Source organism: Acidovorax sp. SUPP3334 (assembly GCF_030159055.1).
Taxonomy (GTDB): domain Bacteria; phylum Pseudomonadota; class Gammaproteobacteria; order Burkholderiales; family Burkholderiaceae_C; genus Paracidovorax.
This window is the reverse complement of record NZ_BQXQ01000028.1, coordinates 39912-57771: the sequence shown is the minus strand read 5'-3', so window position 1 is coordinate 57771 and position 17860 is coordinate 39912. Positions and strand designations below refer to the sequence as shown.

The following is a 17860-nucleotide window of genomic DNA, read 5'->3' as shown; positions in this document are numbered from 1 at the left end:
ACTTTGTGGAGTCTCTTGAAGCCCATGTGACGCGCCTTCCAACCGAAGAGGCCACCGAAGCAGCCGATCTGCAGCGCCGGTTCGGCGGGCTGGACCGGCTTTATGGGGTGGAGGGCGCACACCGGATTCGCTCCGCGCATGTCGCGGTGATCGGTATCGGCGGGGTGGGTTCGTGGACCGCAGAAGCGCTTGCGCGCAGTGGTGTTGGACGCCTGACGCTGGTCGATCTGGACAACGTGGCAGAGTCCAATATCAATCGCCAGATTCATGCGTTGTCCAGCACCGTAGGTCAAGCCAAGGTCGACGCCATGCGGGACCGCATTGCGCTCATCAATCCTCAATGCCGTGTGACCTGCATCGAAGAGTTTGCCGATGCGGACAATTGGCCTGGTCTGTTGCCTAGCGGTATCGACGCCGTCGTAGATGCCTGTGATCAGGTGAAGACGAAGGCCGTCATCGCCAATTGGGCCGTTCGCGGACGACACTTGCTCGTTACGGTTGGAGCGGCTGGCGGTAAACGGCTTGCGCACAAGGTAGATATCGACGATCTCTCTAACACCACGCATGACCCACTTTTGGCCCAGGTGCGATACAGGCTACGAAGGCAATACGGCGCTCCCAAGGAAGGTCGCCGCATAGGTGTCCAATGTGTATTCAGTCGCGAGGCGGTCGCTCCTCCGCACAGTTCTTGCGACATCACCGGTGATGGCGACGGGTCGCTCAACTGCCATGGCTATGGCTCCGTGGTGGCGGTCACTGCGACCTTTGGACAATGCGCAGCGGGCTGGATACTCGATGCTTTGGCAGCCGATTCAGCAGACCGGAATCGCTGGGAAAAGAAGCTATAATTTAAGACTTTGCTGCAGCAGCTACGGCTGGTGTGGCAGATGATGGGACGTTAGCTCAGTTGGTAGAGCAGCGGACTTTTAATCCGTTTGTCGTGGGTTCGACCCCCGCACGTCCCACCAAAATTTGGTTATGAATCAAGCACTTAGCGCAGAAATGCCTAGGTGCTTTTTTCTTGCCAGAAGATCGTTGCCAGATTTTGGCTGGATGCAGTTGTATTTTGTTGGACAACTGGCACTGTCACTGCTCAGTCATTGCCAACGAGCCAAGAAGCTCAGCATCTCGCATCAGAGTCCTTTAATGAAATTCAGGGTGTCTTTCAAGGCTTCTGCTTGGATGGCTTTTGCGTCGCCACCGCCGCGCGATCCAGACACCATGGCCTGGCACTCGTTGACCGCCGCCGCGAACTCCGGTCCGGTCGCCATGGGCCGCTTCTTCCTGAAGTCGTAGACGTTGTTGCCCAGGCCGCTGCCGGCCTTGATGGCCATGTACAACTCCATGTCACAGTTCTTGGCAGGTGGTACGCGGATTGACCCGGTAGGTGAAGTTCAACGTGTCGAAGGCATGGCGCGCGTCCTTGAACTCCGTGTAGCGAATGTTGTTGCCCTTAGCGATCAACTCGTCGTGCCAGCGGCTGCACACCGCCACGTTCTGGGCTTCTTCCAGCTCTCGGTCGGCCAGTACTAGCAAGATGGGCGCTGTCGCCTTCTCGCGGTCATCAGAGCGGTATCGGATATTGCAGTTGCCGGGGTAGAACGCTACATGCCCTGCGAACTTCACCGTGCTGGTATTGACCGGGTCTGACCATGTGGGCCAAGCGGTGTCGAACGCCACGCTGCCGCCCCGAGAGAAGCCGATGTTGAAGATGCGGGCTGCATCAATTTGTGGATGGGTCACCAGCATACGCAGCGCGTTCATCGTGTCTGCCACATGGGCGGGGTACGGCACCAGTTCTTGGTTGGAATTGGTCTCCACCACGCCCCGGGGTTTGTAGCTGTCGGTGATCAGCACCGCATAGCCTGTGGCATTCAACTCCTTTGCCCACACGTCATAGAGATTGCTATCGACACCGCCGCTTCCGTGGCTGAGCACCACCGCAGGCACCTTGGCATCTTTATTGATCCGGCAATAATAATCTTGAATTTTTTGAATGCGCCATCATGTATGGATGATGAAAGCAACCGACATGAGATCGCTGTCGCGCGAAGCGCGGCATGAAAGACGCGTGCAAGTGATTCGCCTGCGCAATGCGGGTCGCACGTACGACGAAATTGCGGCGCAGACGGGCCTGAGCCGCACCGGCGTGTTCGACATCGTCAAGCGCCACGAAGCCACCGGCGCCCGTGCGCTGCAGGGCGCGCCCGGTGGCCGCAAGCTGGGCGAAGGGCGACGGCTGGACGCGGCCCAGGAGGCGGCGGTGCGCAAGCTGATCACTGACAAGACGCCCGATCAGCTGAAGATGTCGTACGCGCTGTGGACTCGTGCGGCGGTGGGCGAACTCATCGAGCAGCGCTTTGGCGTTCGGCTGCCGGTGCGCACGATGGGGTTGTACTTGGCGCGCTGGGGCTTCAGGCCGCAAAAGCCCATGAAGAAGGCCTACGAGCAGTCGCCCGCGGCGGTGAAAAAGTGGCTTGAAGAGGAATACCCTGTGATCGCCGCGTGCGCCAAGGTCGAGGGCGCCGATATCCATTGGGGCGACGAGATGCCCAGCTACAGCCCGCAGCTCAACCCGAACGAGATGGCCAACGCCGACCTCAAGCAGGCCGTCACGAAGCTCGCCCCGGCGCGCACGAAGTTGCAGTTGGTCAAGGCCACCGCGAGGCATTTGCGCAGCGTTCAGCGAAAGCCTGAACGCATCAAGAGCTACTTTGAACACGAACCGGTCCGGTATGCCGCATGATTCAAGTTAATTCATGCCGGATCAATAGGTTACCAATGCTTCCAATCGATGTCGATGTCGATCATCCAGACAGCGCTCCGATTGGCATCGTTGTCAACAATCGAATATCTCTCTTGCCAGAAGGATCACGCCGTCTCGATGCGGCAGACGTCCAGCAAGCCCGGGCTCAGTTCACGCGCCGCTTGTCCAGCTTGCGCGCCAGGGTGCGCCTGTGCATGCCGAGGCGCCGGGCGGTTTCTGAAATGTTGAAGCCGGTTTCGGCCAGCACTTCGTGAATGCGCTCCCATTCCAGCGTCTTGATCGAGCTGGAGCGGTTCGTCAACTCGACTTCGATATTTCCTTCGGTCAGGCCGAAGGCGGCTTCGATGTCGTCGGTGTTGGAGGGCTTGGCGAGGTAGTGGCAGGCGCCCAGCTTCACGGCCTCGACCGCGGTGGCGATGCTGGCGAATCCCGTCAGCACGACGATGAGCATGTCCTCGCTCGCGGCATGCAGCTTTTGCACGCAGGCCAGGCCGGAAGCCTCGCCCTTGAGCTTCAAGTCCACCACGGCATAGCCGGGCATGTGCTCGGTCAGCAGGGTTTCCACCTCGGGCAGGTTGGCGGCGTGCAGTACGCGGTAGCCCCGCCGTTCGAACGAGCGGGCCAGCGTGCGCGCGAAGGCGTCGTCGTCCTCCACGATGAGCAGCAGGCGTTCAGCGTCCATGGTCCAGGGTCTCCTGCAGCGCCACGGCTGCGAGCGGAAGGGTGATGGTGACGGCGGCGCCGCCTGCCGCGCGGTTGCGCGCGGTGATGGTGCCGCCCAGCGTGCGCGCCACATTGGTGGCCAGGTACAGCCCCAATCCTCCGCCCGGCCGGCCCTTGCTCGACTGGTACGGTTTGCCGAACTGTTCCAGCATGGCGGGGGCGAAGCCGGGGCCGGCATCGGTGACGGTGATCAGCAGGGCATCGGCCTGGCGCTCTGCCGCCAGTCCCACCCAATGCGGCGACGCATCGCGTGCATTGTCCAACACGTTGAAGACCATCTGCTGCAGGGTGACATCCGACACCATGGGGCTGTCCTGCCCGAACTGGTTGTCGTAGGCGAAGGTGCCCACGGGCCGGGTGGTGCGCCATTCCTCGGCCAACTGGTCGAGGAAGGTGCACACGGTGGTCTGCATCGATTCCTCGCCGCGGGTCTCTCCGGCCGACAGCAGGATGCCGCTCACGATGGTCTTGCACCGTCGCACCTGCGCCTGCATCTCGGCGATCTCGGCCTGGAGTTCGGCATCTTGTGCCAGCGCGGGCATGCGGCGCCAGTCGCCCAGGATCACGGCCATGGTGGCCAGCGGCGTGCCCAGTTCATGGGCCGCGCCCGAGGCCAGCAGTCCGGTGCGCACGATGTGGTCTTCTTCGGCGGCGCGCTGGCGCATGGTGGCCAGCCGCGCGTCGCGCTGTCGCAGGTTGCGCCCGATGCGCGTGATGAAAATCACGAGCAGCACCGCATTGAGCACGAAGCACACGAGCATGCCCAGCACGTAGGGGCTGTACAGGCCGCGGTCGTGGTCCAGCGGCAGCGCGAGCGGCCGGCTGAAGAGCGCCAACCCGCCCAGGCAGGCGACGGTCATTGCCACGATCGTCCACGTGTAGCCGGCACGCAACAGCACGGCAGCCAGGGTGACCTGCAACAGGTAGAGAAACACGAACGGGTTGGTCGTGCCGCCACTCAGATAGAGCTGCGCCGTCAGCATGCCGACGTCCACGACCATGGCGAAGAAAAGTTCCACGTTGCGCACGCGGCGCCCGGTGCGCCAGCGCAGCAGGCTCGCCGTGTTGAAGACCACCAGCGCGCCCAGCACCATCAGCATCTGCTGCAGCGGCAGGATGATACCCAGGCTGTAATGCACCACCTCGATGGTGAAGAGCTGGCCCACCACCGCGATCCATCGCAGCTGGATCAACTGCTGCAGATTCTTGAGGCCCGTGGAATCGGCCACCGCTGCGCGCGTGCGCGGTGCCGGCCGCTCGGCCACGGGGTCAGTGGAGAGCGGCATCGGCGGGCGGCGCGCTTCGGCGGCGGCGCTTCTGGTCGTCGCGCCACACCACCCAGGCGCCTGCGGCCACCATCAAGGCCAGCGTGTACCAGGTGATGGCGTAGACCAGGTGGCTATTGGGAAAGCGCACCACCGTCAAGCCGCCTGCTGGCCATTGGGTAGATGTATTGGCGACGGGCTGGGCGGCGGAATGCACAGCCGCCTCGGCATCGATGAAGTAGGGCGCAACCGGCGCAATCCCCCGCACTGCGGCAATGGCCTGCACGTCGCGCGAGAACCATCGGTCGCCGGCGGGGTCGTTGTGCCTGAGGAAGCCGCCGCCGGGTTCACTCAGCCGCAGCAGGCCGACCACCTCGGTGTTCCCCTGGGGTGCTGGCACGCCGCGGGCCGCGGGGTCGCGTGCCTCGGGCGGCACGAACCCCCGGTTGACCAGCACGGCCGTGCCATCGGCTTGCCGCAGCGGTGTGACGACCCAGAAACCTGCGCCCATCGTGGTGTTGGCCTGCACCAGCACTTCCTTGGCGTGGTCGAACGTGCCTTTCAGGCGCACGTGCAGATACTCGGATTCTCGCGCCGCATCGGGGCTTCGCTGCCAGTCGGCAAAAGAGGGGGGGGCGACAGGAGCGGCGTGGATGCGTTGCTCCACGCGCTCGATGAGATCCAGTTTCCAGGCGCGGCGTGCCACTTGCCAGCTGCCCAGTGCCACCAGGGTGGCGAACACCAGCAGCGCGCACACTCCCATCGCCGCCAGCGCCGCCCTGGAGCGGGGCGGGGCTGGCCGGTCCACGCCCGGGGTGGGCGCGGAGGCAGGGGCCGAAGAAGCAGCGCCGCTGCCGGCAGGAGAGGTCAAGGCATGTTCTTCATGTCGTGGATCGACATGGGCATCATGTTGGCGTTCAGGTGGAACATCACCCACAGCGAGCCGGCCAGCGTGATGACCACGAGCACCACGGTGAAGACCAGCGCCAGCATGTTCCAGCCGCCTTCGGATTTGGTGTTCATGTGCAGGAAGTACACCATGTGCACCACGATCTGCACCGCGGCGAAGCCCAGGATGACCAGGGCGGTCGTGCTCGACTTGTCGAACACCTTGCCCATGACCAGCCAGAACGGGATGGCGGTCAGGATGACCGAGGCGACGAACCCGATCACGTAATCGCGCATGGAGCCGTGGCTCGCGCCCTCTTCTTCGTCGTGATGGCCGTGGTGGTCGTCATGGCCGTGCTGGCCGTCGTGCGTATGGGTGAGGTTCTTGTGATCGTGGGGGGTGCTCATGGCAGGACTCCCATCAGGTAGACGAAGGTGAACACGCCGATCCAGACCACGTCCAAGAAATGCCAGAACATGGACAGGCAGAGCAGGCGGCGGCGGTTGGCAGGATTGAGGCCGTGCTTCTTGAGCTGGAACAGCAGCACGACGAGCCAGATGATGCCGAAGCTCACGTGCAGCCCGTGGGTGCCCACCAGGCCGAAGAAGGCCGACAGGAATGCGCTGCGCTGCGGGCCGGCACCTTCGTGGATCAGGTGGTTGAACTCGTACAGTTCCAGGCCGATGAAGGCCGCGCCGAGCAGGCCGGTGATGGCCAGCCACACCATGGTGTTGTTGACCTTCTTCTTCTGCATTTCCAGCATGGCGAAGCCATACGTGATGGACGACAGCAGCAGCATGGACGTGTTCAGTGCCACCAGCGGCAGGTCGAACAGGTCGGCGCCGGAGGGGCCGGCGGCGTAGCTGCGGCCCAGAACGCCGTAGACGGCGAACAGGCACGCGAAGATGAGGCAGTCGCTCATCAGGTAGATCCAGAAGCCCAGCAGGGTGCCGTTCTGGGGGTGGTGTTCTTCCGTCAGGTGGAAGACCGGCTTGGCCGGGGCGCCCGCGGCGCCGGGGTGGTGGAGTGCGGTGGTATCAGACATGGCTGGCCAGGAGACGGGTGCGATCGGCTTCGGTGCGGGCAACGGTGTCCGCATCGATGTAGTAGTCGCGTTGGTAGTTGAAGGTGTGGGCGATGCTCACGACCAGCAGTGCGGCAAACGACACGCCTGCCAGCAGCCACATGTGCCAGATCAGCGCGAAGCCCAGCACCGTGCAGATGCCGGCGATGACCACGCCAGCGGCCGTGTTCTTGGGCATGTGCACCGGGATGAAGCCGCTCAGGGGACGCTCGTAGCCGCGCTGCTTCATGTCGTGCCAGGCATCGTTGTCATGCACTTGCGGCGTGAACGCGAAGTTGTAGGCGGGTGGCGGCGAAGACGTGGACCATTCCAGCGTGCGGCCACCCCATGGGTCGCCGGTCGTGTCGCGCAGGGCTTCGCGGTTGCGCCAGCTGACCACCAGCTGGATCAGGAAGCTGCCGATGCCCAGGGCGATCAGCACCGCGCCGAACGCGGCGATCTGGAACCAGATCTGCAGCGAGGCGTCCTCGAAGTGGCTCATGCGGCGGGTGACGCCCATCAGGCCGAGCACGTACAGCGGCATGAAGGCCATCCAGAAGCCGATCAGCCAGAACCAGAACGAGCACTTGCCCCAGAAGGGGTCGAGCTTGTAGCCGAAGGCCTTGGGATACCAGTAGTTGATGCCGGCGAACAGTCCGAACACCACGCCGCCGATGATCACGTTGTGGAAGTGGGCGATCAGGAACAGGCTGTTGTGCAGCACGAAGTCGGCCGGTGGCACGGCCAGCAGCACGCCGGTCATTCCGCCGATGGCGAAGGTCACCATGAAGCCGATGGTCCACAGCATGGGCACTTCGAATTGGATGCGCCCCTTGTACATGGTGAACAGCCAGTTGAAGATCTTCGCCCCGGTCGGGATCGAGATGATCATGGTCGTGATGCCGAAGAACGAGTTCACGCTGGCGCCGGAGCCCATGGTGAAGAAGTGGTGCAGCCACACGAGGTACGACAGGATCGTGATCACCACCGTGGCGTACACCATGGAGGCGTAGCCGAACAGCTTCTTGCGGCTGAAGGTGGAGACGACTTCCGAGAACACGCCGAACAGCGGCAGGATCAGGATGTAGACCTCAGGGTGGCCCCAGATCCAGATCAGGTTCACGTACATCATCGAGTTGCCGCCGAAGTCGTTCGTGAAGAAGTTGAAACCGGCGTAGCGGTCCAGCGACAGCAGGGCGAGCACGGCCGTCAGCACCGGGAAGGCGGCGACGATCAGCACGTTGGTGCACAGCGACGTCCAGGTGAACACGGGCATCTTCATGAGGCTCATGCCAGGCGCGCGCATCTTCACGATGGTCACCAGCAGGTTGACCCCGGAAAGCAGCGTGCCCACCCCGGCGATCTGCAGGGACCAGATGTAGTAATCCACCCCCACGTCCGGACTGTGCAGGATGCCCGAGAGCGGCGGATACGCCAGCCAGCCGGTCTTGGCGAATTCGCCCACGAACAGCGAGGCCATCACCAGCACCGCGCCGCTGGTGGTCATCCAGAAGCTGAAGTTGTTGAGGAACGGGAAGGCCACGTCGCGCGCGCCGATCTGCAGCGGCACCACGTAGTTCATCAGGCCCGTGACCAGCGGCATCGCCACGAAGAAGATCATGATCACGCCGTGCGCCGTGAAGACCTGGTCGTAGTGGTTCGGCGGCAGGAAGCCGGGGTTGTCGCCGAAGGCGATGGCCTGCTGCATCCGCATCATGATCGCGTCGGCGAAGCCGCGCATCAGCATCACCAGCCCGAGGATGATGTACATGATGCCGATCTTCTTGTGGTCGATGCTGGTGAACCACTCTCGCCACAGGTAGCCCCATAGCTTGAAATAGGTCAGGGCACCGAGCACGGCGGTGCCACCGAGGATGACGGCGGCGAACGTCGCGATCAGGATCGGTTCGTGCAGGGGTATGGCCTCCCAGGAGAGGCGGCCAAAGATGAGTCGGGTGAGGTCTGTAGGATCGGACATCGGAGGTCGCGTGCCGTTGGCGCGTTAAAAGTAAGTGTCTGGACGCGCCGCTTAGATCGGCTGCGTGGCAGGGGCCGGGGAGGCCTGCACGGCGCCCTCGGGGTTGGTGACGGTGCACATGGCGCCCACGTAGCTGCGCGAGGGCGTGTCGGCGAGGCCCAGGCGCGAGCGGGTCGCGTCGTCCAGGGAGGCCACGTTGAACGAACCGGGCTTGCCCAGGCCGCCGTTGGCGTCGATGGCCATCATGTCCTTCATGCACATGCGGTTGGCTTCCACGCACCGGTTCAGGATGGCGTCATACAGGCCGGGGGCCACCGTGGCCCAGCGGCGCACGGAGTCGCGTTCACTGGGCTTTTCCAGTTGCAGGTAGCCGTCGCGGCCGAGTTCGCCGCCGGCGTCCTTGGCCTGCTTCACCCACTGGTCGAAGCCTGTTTGGTCGACGCCGTGGAAGCGAAAGCGCATGCCCGAGAAGCCCGCGCCGCTGTAGTTGGCGGAAAAGCCTTCGAAGTTGCCGGGCGCATTGATCACCGCGTGCAGCTTGGTTTCCATGCCCGGCATGGCGTAGATCTGGCCCGCCAGGGCCGGGATGTAGAACGAGTTCATGACCGTCGAGGAGGTGATCTTGAACTGGATGGGGCGGTCGATCGGTGCGGCGATCTCGTTCACCGTGGCGATGCCTTGCTCGGGATAGAGGAACAGCCATTTCCAGTCGAGTGCCACGACCTCGATGACCAGCGGCTTGGTGCCTTCCGGCACGGCGCGGCCTTCGCTGATGCGGTCCAGTGGCCGGTAGGGGTCCAGCTTGTGGGTGCTGACCCAGGTGATGGCGCCCAGGGCGATGATGATCGCCAGCGGCGCCGACCAGATGATGAGCTCCAGGCCCGTGGAATGGTCCCAGTCCGGCTTGTACTCGGCCTCGGTGTTGGCCTGGCGATAGCGCCATGCGAACAGGAAGGTCAGGAAGATCACCGGAACGATGATCAGCAGCATCAGGATGGTCGAGACGATGATCAGGTCGCGCTGCTGCGCGGCGATATCGCCGGAGGGGCTGAGCACGACGGCATTGCAGCCGGCTAAAAGCGCGGCCGCGGGAACCGCGAGCAGTCCGCGAAGTCGGTGAATGGAGGGCATACCGGGCAAGAAAGGTGGAAGGCGGCACGAAATGGCCACGGGAAGCCATCGAATCTACGTGAAAACCAGTGTGGTGGGAATGGGACGTTTTGTCCTACAGTGGGTTGCGGCAGCCCGCGACAGGTTCGTTGGCCCGCCAAAGCAAAAACTGCTGGTGCATTCAAAAGGAGCACGCCGATGACCACATTGACACAGCATTACCCCGGATCCTCATCGCGCGCCACGGAAGAAGACTCCCGGCCCGTCCAGAACGGACACTCCCCCATCGCTCCCGAGGAGATAGCGATCGGCGTGGTGATCGGCCGCGCTTCCGAATATTTCGACTTCTTCGTCTATGGCATCGCCTCGGTGCTCGTCTTTCCCACCGTATTCTTCCCGTTCGTCGATCGGCTGCAGGGAACCCTCTACGCTTTCGCGGTCTTTTCATTGGCCTTCGTGGCCCGGCCTTTCGGCACCGCGCTGTTCATGGCCATGCAGCGCCGCTGGGGCCGCGGCACCAAGCTGACGGCTGCCTTGTTCCTGCTGGGCTTTTCCACGGCCGGCATGGCCTTTCTGCCCGGGTATGAAAGCCTGGGCGCGTATGCGATCGTGCTGCTGGCGCTCTTTCGCATTTTGCAGGGCGTCGCCATGGGCGGGTCCTGGGATGGGTTGCCTTCGCTCCTGGCGCTGAATGCGCCGGCCAGCCGCCGCGGCTGGTACGCCATGCTGGGCCAGCTGGGCGCGCCGACCGGCTTCATCATCGCCAGCGCCCTGTTCCTGTTCCTGCACGCCAGCCTGTCGGCGGAGGACTTCATTTCGTGGGGCTGGCGCTATCCGTTCTACGTGGCCTTCGCCATCAACGTGGTGGCCCTGTTCGCCCGTCTGCGGCTGGTGGTGACCGACGAGTACACCAAGCTCCTGGAGGAGCGTGAACTGGAGCCCACGCCCATCGGCGAAATGGTGCGCACGCAGGGCTACAACGTGTTCATCGGCGGTTTCGCGGCGCTGGCCAGCTATGCGCTGTTCCACCTGGTGACGGTGTTCCCGCTGTCCTGGGCGGCGCTGTATCCCGAGCAGCCGATCAACGACGTGCTGTTCGTGCAGCTCATCGGCGGCGTACTGGCCATCGGCAGCATGATCGCCTCGGGCCTGATCGCCGACCGGCTGGGCCGCCGCACCACGCTGGGCGTGCTGGCCGTGATGATCGCGGTGTACAGCGGCTTCGCGCCCACGCTGATCGGCGGCGGCGCCGTGGCGCTGGATGCCTTCATCCTGATCGGGTTCGTGCTGCTGGGCCTGTCTTACGGTCAGGCGGCCGGCGCCGTGACGGCCAACTTCGCCTCCAAGTACCGCTACACGGGCGCCGCCTTCACCGCCGATCTGGCATGGCTGGTGGGTGCCGCCTTCGCGCCCCTGGTCGCACTGGGCTTGTCGGCGCACTTCGGGCTGTTCGCGGTGAGCCTGTACCTGCTGTCGGCCGCGGCCTGCACGCTGGGTGCTCTGAGCGTCAACCGCATGATCGAGCGGCGGGACTGATCGACGGGCCGGCTCGCAGCGGGGCGGCATCATGCTGGCGTGCTGCGACCGCCTTGCCACTGCTGTGAGTCGGGCTGCTATTTAATCAATAGCGATATGCCATAGAAGAACATGGGTTTCAGGCAGTAAAGGGCCTGAAACCCTTTTCTTTATTGCGCTGGCAGCTTCTTTTTTTATAGCGGATTCGCTGCCCGGCCAGGCAGCCAACGGCGCGAGGCCCCAAGCAGCCCGTCCAGCGTTGACCGGTCTCAATCCTGTGGACGGAACCCGATGACCAGCGATGACGGAACCCTGCCGTCCACGTCACGCGGCAGGGTTTCGGTCTTTTGAAGGGCGCGGACCACCGCTTCGTCCCAGGCCTTGTTGCCGCTCGACTTGGTCACGCGCGTGCCCACGATGGTGCCGTCAGGGGACGCACGCACTTCCACTTCGGTGCGCGGGTTGTCCGAGAGGGCGTCCGGGTACACGATGTTGGGGCGGACCTTCGCGGCCACCTTGCCGCCGTAACTGCCCGACGGGCCGGCGCTGCGCTGGGCGGTGCCCGTGGCCGTTTCGCCGCCCGTGGCGCCAGCCAGGCCCTGCATGCGGCGCAGGTTTTCCTGGCGCTGCGCCTCGGCCTGCTTGGCCTGCGCGGCCTCGGCCTTGCGTTTCTCTTCGGCCTTCTTCTTGTCCTCGGCCTGTTTCTTCTGCTGTTCCTGGCGATCCTGCTCGGCCTGCTTTTCGCGGCGCTCTTTCTCGGCCTTCTCGCGTTCTGCCTTGTCTGCCTTCTCGCGCTGTTCCTTTTCTTTTTCCTTTTGCAGGCGTTCCTTTTTCTCTTCTTCGAGCTGTTCCTTGCGCTCGCGCTCGCGCTTTTCCCGCTCGGCCTGCTGCTGGCGTTCTTTCTTTTCCTGCTCCAGCCGCTTTTTCTCGCGTTCGAGGGCGATGTCGGCCTCGCGCGTGTCGGGCTCCGCCTTCGGAGGAGGCGGAGGTGGCGGTGGGGGCGCCGGTGCAGGAGGCGGAGGCGGAGGCGCGGGCGTAGGGTCGGGCTGCGGAACGGGGGGCGGTGGCACGTCGCGGGGTGCGGCTTGCTGCGGCACCCGATCCCAGATCTCCGCTTCCACGGCAGGCATGTCCGCGCTGGTCTTCCAGTTCACCCCCCAGGTGAGGGCGCCCAGCAGCGCCGCATGCACGAGCACGGCCAGCGCGACGGCGCGCAGGCGCCCGGGCGGACGGGTGGGGGCGAACTGGTCGCGGTCGTTGGAGGCGTGCATGCGATCGGAAAAAGGCGAAAACGGAGCGGCGGCGAAGTGCTGCAGCGAAAGGCGGTGGTGCGGCTCAGCCGCCCGACTTGACCGCCAGGCCCACGCGCTGCACGCCTGCCTTTTGCAACGCGTCCATGGCCTTGACCACGGTTTCGTACGTCACGGTCTTGTCGGCGCTGATGAGGATGGGCGTATCGGGAGGCTGCGTGGCCTGCCAGGTCTTGGCGGCGGCGCCCAGGCCCTGAAGGGTGATGGGGCGCTCGCCGTCGCCGGTCTTGAGCTGCAGGCTGCCGTCCTTCTGGATGATGACCTGGCCGAACGCCTTGGGCGGCTTGGCGCCCTTGCCGACGGAGGGCACATTGATGGCGCTGGGCGTGAGCATCGGCGCGGTGACCATGAAGATGATCAGCAGCACCAGCATCACGTCGATGAAGGGCACCATGTTGATCTCGTTGATGGTGCGGCGACGGCCGCCGCCGCGTGAAGCCATTGCGGGCATGCTGCTCTCTCCTGTGCTGCTCAGTGGCCCGAGGCGGACGACGTGGGCTGGGCGCCCAGGTTGCGCTGCAGGATGTTGGAGAACTCTTCGATGAAAGTCTCCTGATGGATGGCCACGCGGTCGATGTCGCGTGCGAAGCGGTTGTAGGCGATCACGGCCGGAATGGCGGAAAACAGGCCGATGGCCGTGGCCACCAGCGCTTCGGCGATGCCGGGGGCCACCGTGGCCAGCGTCACCTGTTCCATGCCGGCGAAACCCGTGAACGCATGCATGATCCCCCACACCGTGCCGAACAGGCCCACGTACGGAGAGACGGAGCCGACCGAGGCCAGGAACGACAGGCTGGATTCGATCACGTCCATCTCGCGCTGGAAGCTGGCGCGCATGGCCCGGCGGGCGCCATCGAGCAGCGTTCCGGCATCGGTGATGCGCCGCTCGCGCAGCTTTTGGTATTCACGCATGCCGCTGGCGAAGATGCGTTCCATGGGGCCGGCGTTCTTGGCATTCTGGGCGGCGCTGGCGTACAGGTCGTTCAGGCTGGTGCCCGACCAGAACTCGCGTTCGAAGTCTTCGTTGAGCGACTTCACGCGCTTCAACGCGAAAAGCTTGCGGAAGATCGCGGCCCAGCTGGCCACCGACACGCCGATCAGCAGCAGCATGACGAGTTGCACCACCCAGCTGGCGTTGAGCACCAAAGTGAGGATGGACATGTCTTGGGAATTCATGATGAGAGTTGTTCCAGAAGGGTGCCCGGGATGCGTGCGGGACGCAGGGTGGCGGCATCGACCCATCCGATGCGGATGGTGCCTTCACACAGTAGCACGGGCTGGATGGGCAAGGACTGGGGTTGGGACATTTGCTCTGGTTTCAGGAGCGCTTGCTGGCGTATTGTCAGGGATGCGCGGCCATGCTCTTGCAAAGAGGCCGTAACAATCAGTTCATCGTCGAGGCGCGCCGGGCTCAGGTAGCGCAGCCGCGCGTCCGTTACGACAAACATGCCGCCCGTGAGTTCCCGCAGATGGTGCTGGCCCAGGCCGAGCGAGCGCAGCCACTCGGTGCGGGCGCGCTCGAAGAACTTGAGGTAGTTGGCATAGAACACGATGCCGCCCGCATCGGTGTCTTCCCAATAGATGCGCAGCGGCCATTCGAACCGCGACGCTGCCGCCGCCGGGGGCGCTGCCTGTGCCGCTACCGGGGGCGCTGTCTGGGGCGTTGCCTGCATGTTCGCGCCGGGCACCGTGCTGGCCGCCATCATCCGAGCAGGGTGCGCAGGCGCGCCACCGATTCCTGCAGCTGCGCCATTGAGTTGGCCGTGGAAAAGCGCACGAAGCGCTGCGGTTCGAACGCTCCGAAATCACGCCCCGGCGTGACGGCCACGTGGGCGCGGCGCATCACCTCGTAGGCGAAGTCCCAGCTGCCCGATACGCCCAGGCGCTCTGCGGCCCGGGTGCAGTCGGCCCAGGCGTAGAAGGCGCCGTCGGGGGCCACGGGCACCGGCAGGCCCAGTGCCTGCAGCGCCGGAATGAAGTAGTCGCGCCGCGCCTTGAACTCGGCACGCCGGCGTTCGTATTCGGCGATGCTGTCCGGCTCGAAGCAGGCCAGGGCCGCGTGTTGCGAGACGGTGCTGGCGCAGATGAAGAGGTTCTGCGCCAGCCGTTCGACCACGGGCACCATGGCGTCCGGCACGACCATCCAGCCCAGGCGCCAGCCGGTCATGTTGAAGTATTTGCTGAAGCTGTTGATGCTGATGATGTTCTCGTCGATCGCCAGCGCCGTGTGTCCGAAGCGTTCCTCGTACGACAGGCCCAGGTAGATCTCGTCGATCAGCGTCACGCCGCCGCGCGACTGCACGACCGCATGGATACGGCGCAGTTCGTCGGGGGCGATGGATGTGCCCGTGGGGTTGGAGGGCGAGGCCAGCAGCACGCCGCGCGTCTTCGGTCCCCAGGCCGCTTCGACCTTGGCGGCGCTCAGCTGGTAGCGCTCTTCGGGCGTGGTGGGGATCAGCACCGCCTTGCCTTCCGCCGCGCTCACGAAGTGGCGGTTGCAGGGGTAGCTCGGGTCGGGCATGAGGATTTCATCGCCCGCATCGATGAGCGCCAGGCACGCGAGCTGCAACGCCGCCGATGCGCCCGCCGTCACCACGATGCGACGGGCGGGCACCTGCACGCCGAAGCGCTGGGCATACCAGGCGCTGATGCGTTCGCGCAGGGGCTCCAGGCCCAGGGCATTCGTGTATTGCGTGGTGCCGTCGTGCACGGCGCGCGCCGCCGCTTCCTGCACCAGTGGCGGGGCCGTGAAGTCGGGCTCGCCGATGTTCAGGAAGATCATCGGCTCGCGGGTGCCGGCCACCTCGCGCGCCAGCGCATGGGCGGCCTTGGTGACCTCCATCACATAGAACGGTTCGATGCGCTCCGCGCGTGAAGAAAATTGCATGGTCTGTTCCTGCCCGCACGGCGCGGGCGTGGGCATTGGCGTGGCGTTGACGTGAGCGTGAGCGAGCAGGCCGGTCGGTCGGGCAGCGGGGCGAGCGGCCCCGCGTCCATGCCCGTCGCGCTCAGGCGTTGTCCGCCGGGGCTTCGGGGGCGCCGCTCGCGGGGGGCTGGGGCTTCGCTGCGCCCTTGTCGGCCGCCACTTCGTCCGCACGCAGCGTGGGTGCCAGGCCGTTGAGCACGCCGTTCACATATTTGTGCCCATCGGTGCCGCCAAACTCCTTGGCCAGCTCGATGCACTCGTTGATGACCACGCGCCAGGGCACGTCCAGGCAGTGCTGGAACTCATACACGCCGATCCACATGGCCGCATGTTCGATGGGCGAGATCTCGGCCATCTTGCGGTCGAGCTTGGGGGTGATCAGGGCATCCAGCGCTTCGGCCGACTCGATGCAGCCATGCAGCAGCGCGTCGTAGTGGGCGGCGTCGGCCTTGTGAAAACCCGACAGGTCGCGCGTGAAGGTGTCGATGGCGGCGGCGTCGTTGCGGCCCACCAGATGCTGGTAGAGCGCCTGCAGCGCGAACTCTCGGGCCCGGCTGCGGTTGGACTTGGAGGCGGCCTTGCGGGCGCCGGTGCTGGTCACGCCGGTGCGCGACTGCCGCGGCGGGCGCTTGGCGCCGCTGCCGGGGTGGGAGGACGACGAGGAATCGCTCACGACAGTTCCTCCAGCAGGTTGGCCATTTCCACGGCTACGCGGGCGGCATCCTGGCCCTTGTCGGTCTGGCGGGCGATGGCTTGCTCCATGTTCTCGGTGGTGATGATGGCATTGGCCACCGGCACGTGGTAGTCGAGCGAGATGCGGGTCACGCCCGCGCCCGATTCGTTGGCCACCAGCTCGAAGTGGTACGTCTCGCCGCGGATGATGCAGCCCAGGGCGATCAGCGCGTCGTATTCGTCGCTTTCCGCCATGGCCTGCAGGGCCACGGGCACTTCAAGCGCGCCCGGCACCAGCACATGGTGGATGTGCTTTTCCTGCACGCCTAGCGCCAGCAATTCGGTGCGGCAGGCCGCGGCCAGGCTGTTGGTGATGCTCTCGTTGAAGCGCGCCTGCACGATGCCGATGTGCAGCTTCTTGCCGTCGAGCTTGTCCGATGTTCCTTTTTCTGCGCCAAACATGTCTTATTCCTTGGGAAGGTATCCGGTGATCTCGAGGCCGTAGCCCGCCATGCTGGGCATGCGGCGCGGCGGCCCCATGAGCTGCATCTTGTGCACGCCGCATTCGCGCAGGATCTGCGCGCCCACGCCGTAGGTGCGCAGATCCATGCGGCCGCGTTCGGGCGCCTGGGCCGAGCGGGCACGGCCTTCGAACTGTTCCAGCAACTGTTCGGCGCTTTCGCCGCAGTTGAGCAGCACGGCCACGCCCTGGCCCTGCGCTGCGATGTATTGCAGGCTGCTGTCCAGGCCCCACGAGTGCATGGAGCGGTTGACTTCCAGCGCGTCCAGCACCGACAGCGGCTCATGCACCCGCACCGCCACGCTGTCGTGCGCACTCCACTGGCCTTTGACCAATGCGAGGTGCACGGCCTGGCTGGGCGCGTCGCGGAAGGCGTGGGCGGTGAATTCGCCGAAGGCGGTCTGCAGCGAGCGCGATCCGACTTTTTCGACCAGCGATTCGTTGCGGCTGCGGTATTCGATCAGGTCGGCGATGGTGCCGATCTTGAGGCCGTGCTCGGCGGCGAAGACCTGCAGGTCGGGCAGGCGGGCCATGGTGCCGTCGTCCTTCATGACCTCGCAGATCACGGCGCTGGGGCTGCAGCCGGCCATGGCGGCCAGGTCGCAGCCGGCTTCGGTGTGGCCCGCGCGCATGAGCACGCCGCCGTCCACGGCCTGCAGCGGGAAGATGTGCCCGGGCTGCACCAGGTCGGCGGCCACGGCGTTCGGCGCCACGGCGGCCTGCACGGTGCGGGCGCGGTCGGCGGCGGAGATGCCGGTGGTCACGCCTTCGGCCGCTTCGATGGACGCGGTGAAGGCGGTGCCCATCTTGGTGCCGTTGCGGGCCACCATGGGCGCCAGCTTCAGCAGCTCGCAGCGTTCGCGGGTGAGGGTGAGACAGATCAACCCGCGGCCGAAGCGGGCCATGAAGTTGATGGCTTCGGGGGTGACGTGGTCGGAGGCCAGGACCAGGTCGCCTTCGTTTTCGCGGTCTTCCTCGTCCACGAGGATGACGATGCGCCCGGCGCGCATCTCGGCCACGATGTCTTGCACCGGCGAGATGGGCGCAGGGGTCAGGGGGGTGTTCATGGAGGGCAGGGCTTTCGGTGGGCCGGGCGGGTGCATGCACCGCACGCTGGTCCGG

20 protein-coding genes and 1 tRNA gene are annotated in these 17860 nt (G+C 65.0%); 4 read left to right on the top strand and 17 right to left on the bottom strand.

Translation table 11 applies throughout. The features are described from left to right. Nucleotides 1-5: 5 nt before the first annotated feature. Nucleotides 6-848 (top strand): tRNA threonylcarbamoyladenosine dehydratase, encoded by an 843-nt coding sequence (locus tag AVHM3334_RS16080; RefSeq protein WP_284413889.1) that lies wholly within the window; start codon nt 6-8, stop codon nt 846-848. 44 nt (nt 849-892) lie between these two features. Continuing rightward, nucleotides 893-968, top strand: a tRNA-Lys gene (locus AVHM3334_RS16075). A gap of 165 nt (nt 969-1133) precedes the next feature. On the opposite strand, the gene AVHM3334_RS16070 is transcribed toward AVHM3334_RS16075, so the two are convergent. After that, nucleotides 1134-1334, bottom strand: coding sequence for a hypothetical protein (locus tag AVHM3334_RS16070; RefSeq protein WP_284413887.1), 201 nt, complete (start codon nt 1332-1334; stop codon nt 1134-1136). A gap of 13 nt (nt 1335-1347) precedes the next feature. Beyond that, entirely contained in the window at nt 1348-1968 is a 621-nt protein-coding gene (locus tag AVHM3334_RS16065) for a dienelactone hydrolase family protein (protein ID WP_284413920.1), read from the bottom strand. Between the two features lie 49 nt (nt 1969-2017). Between AVHM3334_RS16065 and AVHM3334_RS16060 the strand changes: the two genes are divergently transcribed. Beyond that, complete coding sequence (locus AVHM3334_RS16060) at nt 2018-2746, top strand: IS630 family transposase (RefSeq protein ID WP_284413918.1); 729 nt, start codon at nt 2018-2020, stop codon at nt 2744-2746. A gap of 166 nt (nt 2747-2912) precedes the next feature. Here the strand turns inward: AVHM3334_RS16060 and AVHM3334_RS16055 are convergent, their stop codons facing one another. The 7 genes from AVHM3334_RS16055 to cyoA all read right to left on the bottom strand — a co-directional run bounded on the left by AVHM3334_RS16055 (nt 2913) and on the right by cyoA (nt 9816). Next, nucleotides 2913-3449: a response regulator transcription factor gene (locus tag AVHM3334_RS16055; RefSeq protein WP_284413885.1), complete on the bottom strand. Its 537-nt coding sequence runs from the start codon at nt 3447-3449 to the stop codon at nt 2913-2915. Beyond that, a complete protein-coding gene (locus AVHM3334_RS16050; RefSeq protein WP_284413883.1) occupies nt 3439-4776 on the bottom strand; it encodes an ATP-binding protein in 1338 nt (445 codons plus the stop codon). The genes AVHM3334_RS16055 and AVHM3334_RS16050 overlap by 11 nt, the downstream gene beginning before the upstream one ends. Next, on the bottom strand, nt 4760-5518 hold the full coding sequence (locus AVHM3334_RS16045; protein ID WP_284413916.1) for an SURF1 family protein: 759 nt from the start codon (nt 5516-5518) through the stop codon (nt 4760-4762). Before AVHM3334_RS16045 ends, AVHM3334_RS16050 begins: the two co-directional genes overlap by 17 nt. 104 nt (nt 5519-5622) lie before the next feature. Next, nucleotides 5623-6051 (bottom strand): cytochrome o ubiquinol oxidase subunit IV, encoded by a 429-nt coding sequence (cyoD, locus tag AVHM3334_RS16040; protein WP_284413881.1) that lies wholly within the window; start codon nt 6049-6051, stop codon nt 5623-5625. Beyond that, entirely contained in the window at nt 6048-6689 is a 642-nt protein-coding gene (gene cyoC / locus AVHM3334_RS16035) for a cytochrome o ubiquinol oxidase subunit III (protein ID WP_284413879.1), read from the bottom strand. The genes cyoD and cyoC overlap by 4 nt, the downstream gene beginning before the upstream one ends. Continuing rightward, nucleotides 6682-8685: a cytochrome o ubiquinol oxidase subunit I gene (gene cyoB, locus AVHM3334_RS16030; RefSeq protein ID WP_284413877.1), complete on the bottom strand. Its 2004-nt coding sequence runs from the start codon at nt 8683-8685 to the stop codon at nt 6682-6684. Before cyoB ends, cyoC begins: the two co-directional genes overlap by 8 nt. Before the next feature lie 51 nt (nt 8686-8736). After that, complete coding sequence (gene cyoA, locus AVHM3334_RS16025) at nt 8737-9816, bottom strand: ubiquinol oxidase subunit II (RefSeq protein WP_284413875.1); 1080 nt, start codon at nt 9814-9816, stop codon at nt 8737-8739. A 177-nt stretch (nt 9817-9993) separates the two neighbouring features. On the opposite strand from cyoA, the gene AVHM3334_RS16020 reads away from it, so the two are divergent. Further along, entirely contained in the window at nt 9994-11331 is a 1338-nt protein-coding gene (locus AVHM3334_RS16020) for an MFS transporter (RefSeq protein WP_284413873.1), read from the top strand. Between the two features lie 248 nt (nt 11332-11579). Here the strand turns inward: AVHM3334_RS16020 and tolA are convergent, their stop codons facing one another. From tolA to ribBA, 8 genes are all read right to left on the bottom strand, one after another. Then, nucleotides 11580-12581: a cell envelope integrity protein TolA gene (tolA, locus tag AVHM3334_RS16015; protein ID WP_284413872.1), complete on the bottom strand. Its 1002-nt coding sequence runs from the start codon at nt 12579-12581 to the stop codon at nt 11580-11582. Between the two features lie 64 nt (nt 12582-12645). Continuing rightward, nucleotides 12646-13071 carry an ExbD/TolR family protein gene (locus tag AVHM3334_RS16010; protein WP_284413870.1) on the bottom strand — a complete coding sequence of 142 codons (426 nt, stop codon included), beginning with the start codon at nt 13069-13071 and terminating at the stop codon, nt 12646-12648. Nucleotides 13072-13091: 20 nt separating this feature from the next. After that, entirely contained in the window at nt 13092-13796 is a 705-nt protein-coding gene (tolQ, locus tag AVHM3334_RS16005; RefSeq protein ID WP_284413868.1) for a protein TolQ, read from the bottom strand. Continuing rightward, entirely contained in the window at nt 13793-14293 is a 501-nt protein-coding gene (locus AVHM3334_RS16000) for a YbgC/FadM family acyl-CoA thioesterase (RefSeq protein ID WP_284413867.1), read from the bottom strand. Before AVHM3334_RS16000 ends, tolQ begins: the two co-directional genes overlap by 4 nt. Before the next feature lie 29 nt (nt 14294-14322). Then, nucleotides 14323-15507 carry a pyridoxal phosphate-dependent aminotransferase gene (locus AVHM3334_RS15995; protein WP_284413865.1) on the bottom strand — a complete coding sequence of 395 codons (1185 nt, stop codon included), beginning with the start codon at nt 15505-15507 and terminating at the stop codon, nt 14323-14325. Between the two features lie 121 nt (nt 15508-15628). Next, the gene (gene nusB, locus AVHM3334_RS15990) at nt 15629-16219 is read right to left on the bottom strand and encodes a transcription antitermination factor NusB (protein ID WP_284413863.1); all 591 of its coding nucleotides are present in this window, start codon (nt 16217-16219) and stop codon (nt 15629-15631) included. Next, nucleotides 16216-16680 (bottom strand): 6,7-dimethyl-8-ribityllumazine synthase, encoded by a 465-nt coding sequence (ribH, locus tag AVHM3334_RS15985; RefSeq protein WP_284413861.1) that lies wholly within the window; start codon nt 16678-16680, stop codon nt 16216-16218. Before ribH ends, nusB begins: the two co-directional genes overlap by 4 nt. A gap of 3 nt (nt 16681-16683) precedes the next feature. Beyond that, a complete protein-coding gene (gene ribBA / locus AVHM3334_RS15980) occupies nt 16684-17805 on the bottom strand; it encodes a bifunctional 3,4-dihydroxy-2-butanone-4-phosphate synthase/GTP cyclohydrolase II (protein ID WP_284413860.1) in 1122 nt (373 codons plus the stop codon). Between the last annotated feature and the right edge of the window lie 55 nt (nt 17806-17860).

Excerpts from the sequence above, each read along its gene's own strand:
- AVHM3334_RS16070 (WP_284413887.1), bottom strand. The coding sequence starts at position 1,334 with ATGGCCATCAAGGCCGGCAGCGGCCTGGGCAACAACGTCTACGACTTC.
- AVHM3334_RS16060 (WP_284413918.1), top strand. The coding sequence starts at position 2,018 with ATGAAAGCAACCGACATGAGATCGCTGTCGCGCGAAGCGCGGCATGAA.
- AVHM3334_RS16055 (WP_284413885.1), bottom strand. The coding sequence starts at position 3,449 with ATGGACGCTGAACGCCTGCTGCTCATCGTGGAGGACGACGACGCCTTC.
- AVHM3334_RS16050 (WP_284413883.1), bottom strand. The coding sequence starts at position 4,776 with ATGCCGCTCTCCACTGACCCCGTGGCCGAGCGGCCGGCACCGCGCACG.
- AVHM3334_RS16045 (WP_284413916.1), bottom strand. The coding sequence starts at position 5,518 with ATGGGAGTGTGCGCGCTGCTGGTGTTCGCCACCCTGGTGGCACTGGGC.
- cyoD (WP_284413881.1), bottom strand. The coding sequence starts at position 6,051 with ATGAGCACCCCCCACGATCACAAGAACCTCACCCATACGCACGACGGC.
- cyoC (WP_284413879.1), bottom strand. The coding sequence starts at position 6,689 with ATGTCTGATACCACCGCACTCCACCACCCCGGCGCCGCGGGCGCCCCG.
- cyoB (WP_284413877.1), bottom strand. The coding sequence starts at position 8,685 with ATGTCCGATCCTACAGACCTCACCCGACTCATCTTTGGCCGCCTCTCC.
- cyoA (WP_284413875.1), bottom strand. The coding sequence starts at position 9,816 with ATGCCCTCCATTCACCGACTTCGCGGACTGCTCGCGGTTCCCGCGGCC.
- AVHM3334_RS16020 (WP_284413873.1), top strand. The coding sequence starts at position 9,994 with ATGACCACATTGACACAGCATTACCCCGGATCCTCATCGCGCGCCACG.
- tolA (WP_284413872.1), bottom strand. The coding sequence starts at position 12,581 with ATGCACGCCTCCAACGACCGCGACCAGTTCGCCCCCACCCGTCCGCCC.
- AVHM3334_RS16010 (WP_284413870.1), bottom strand. The coding sequence starts at position 13,071 with ATGCCCGCAATGGCTTCACGCGGCGGCGGCCGTCGCCGCACCATCAAC.
- tolQ (WP_284413868.1), bottom strand. The coding sequence starts at position 13,796 with ATGAATTCCCAAGACATGTCCATCCTCACTTTGGTGCTCAACGCCAGC.
- AVHM3334_RS16000 (WP_284413867.1), bottom strand. The coding sequence starts at position 14,293 with ATGCAGGCAACGCCCCAGACAGCGCCCCCGGTAGCGGCACAGGCAGCG.
- AVHM3334_RS15995 (WP_284413865.1), bottom strand. The coding sequence starts at position 15,507 with ATGCAATTTTCTTCACGCGCGGAGCGCATCGAACCGTTCTATGTGATG.
- ribH (WP_284413861.1), bottom strand. The coding sequence starts at position 16,680 with ATGTTTGGCGCAGAAAAAGGAACATCGGACAAGCTCGACGGCAAGAAG.
- ribBA (WP_284413860.1), bottom strand. The coding sequence starts at position 17,805 with ATGAACACCCCCCTGACCCCTGCGCCCATCTCGCCGGTGCAAGACATC.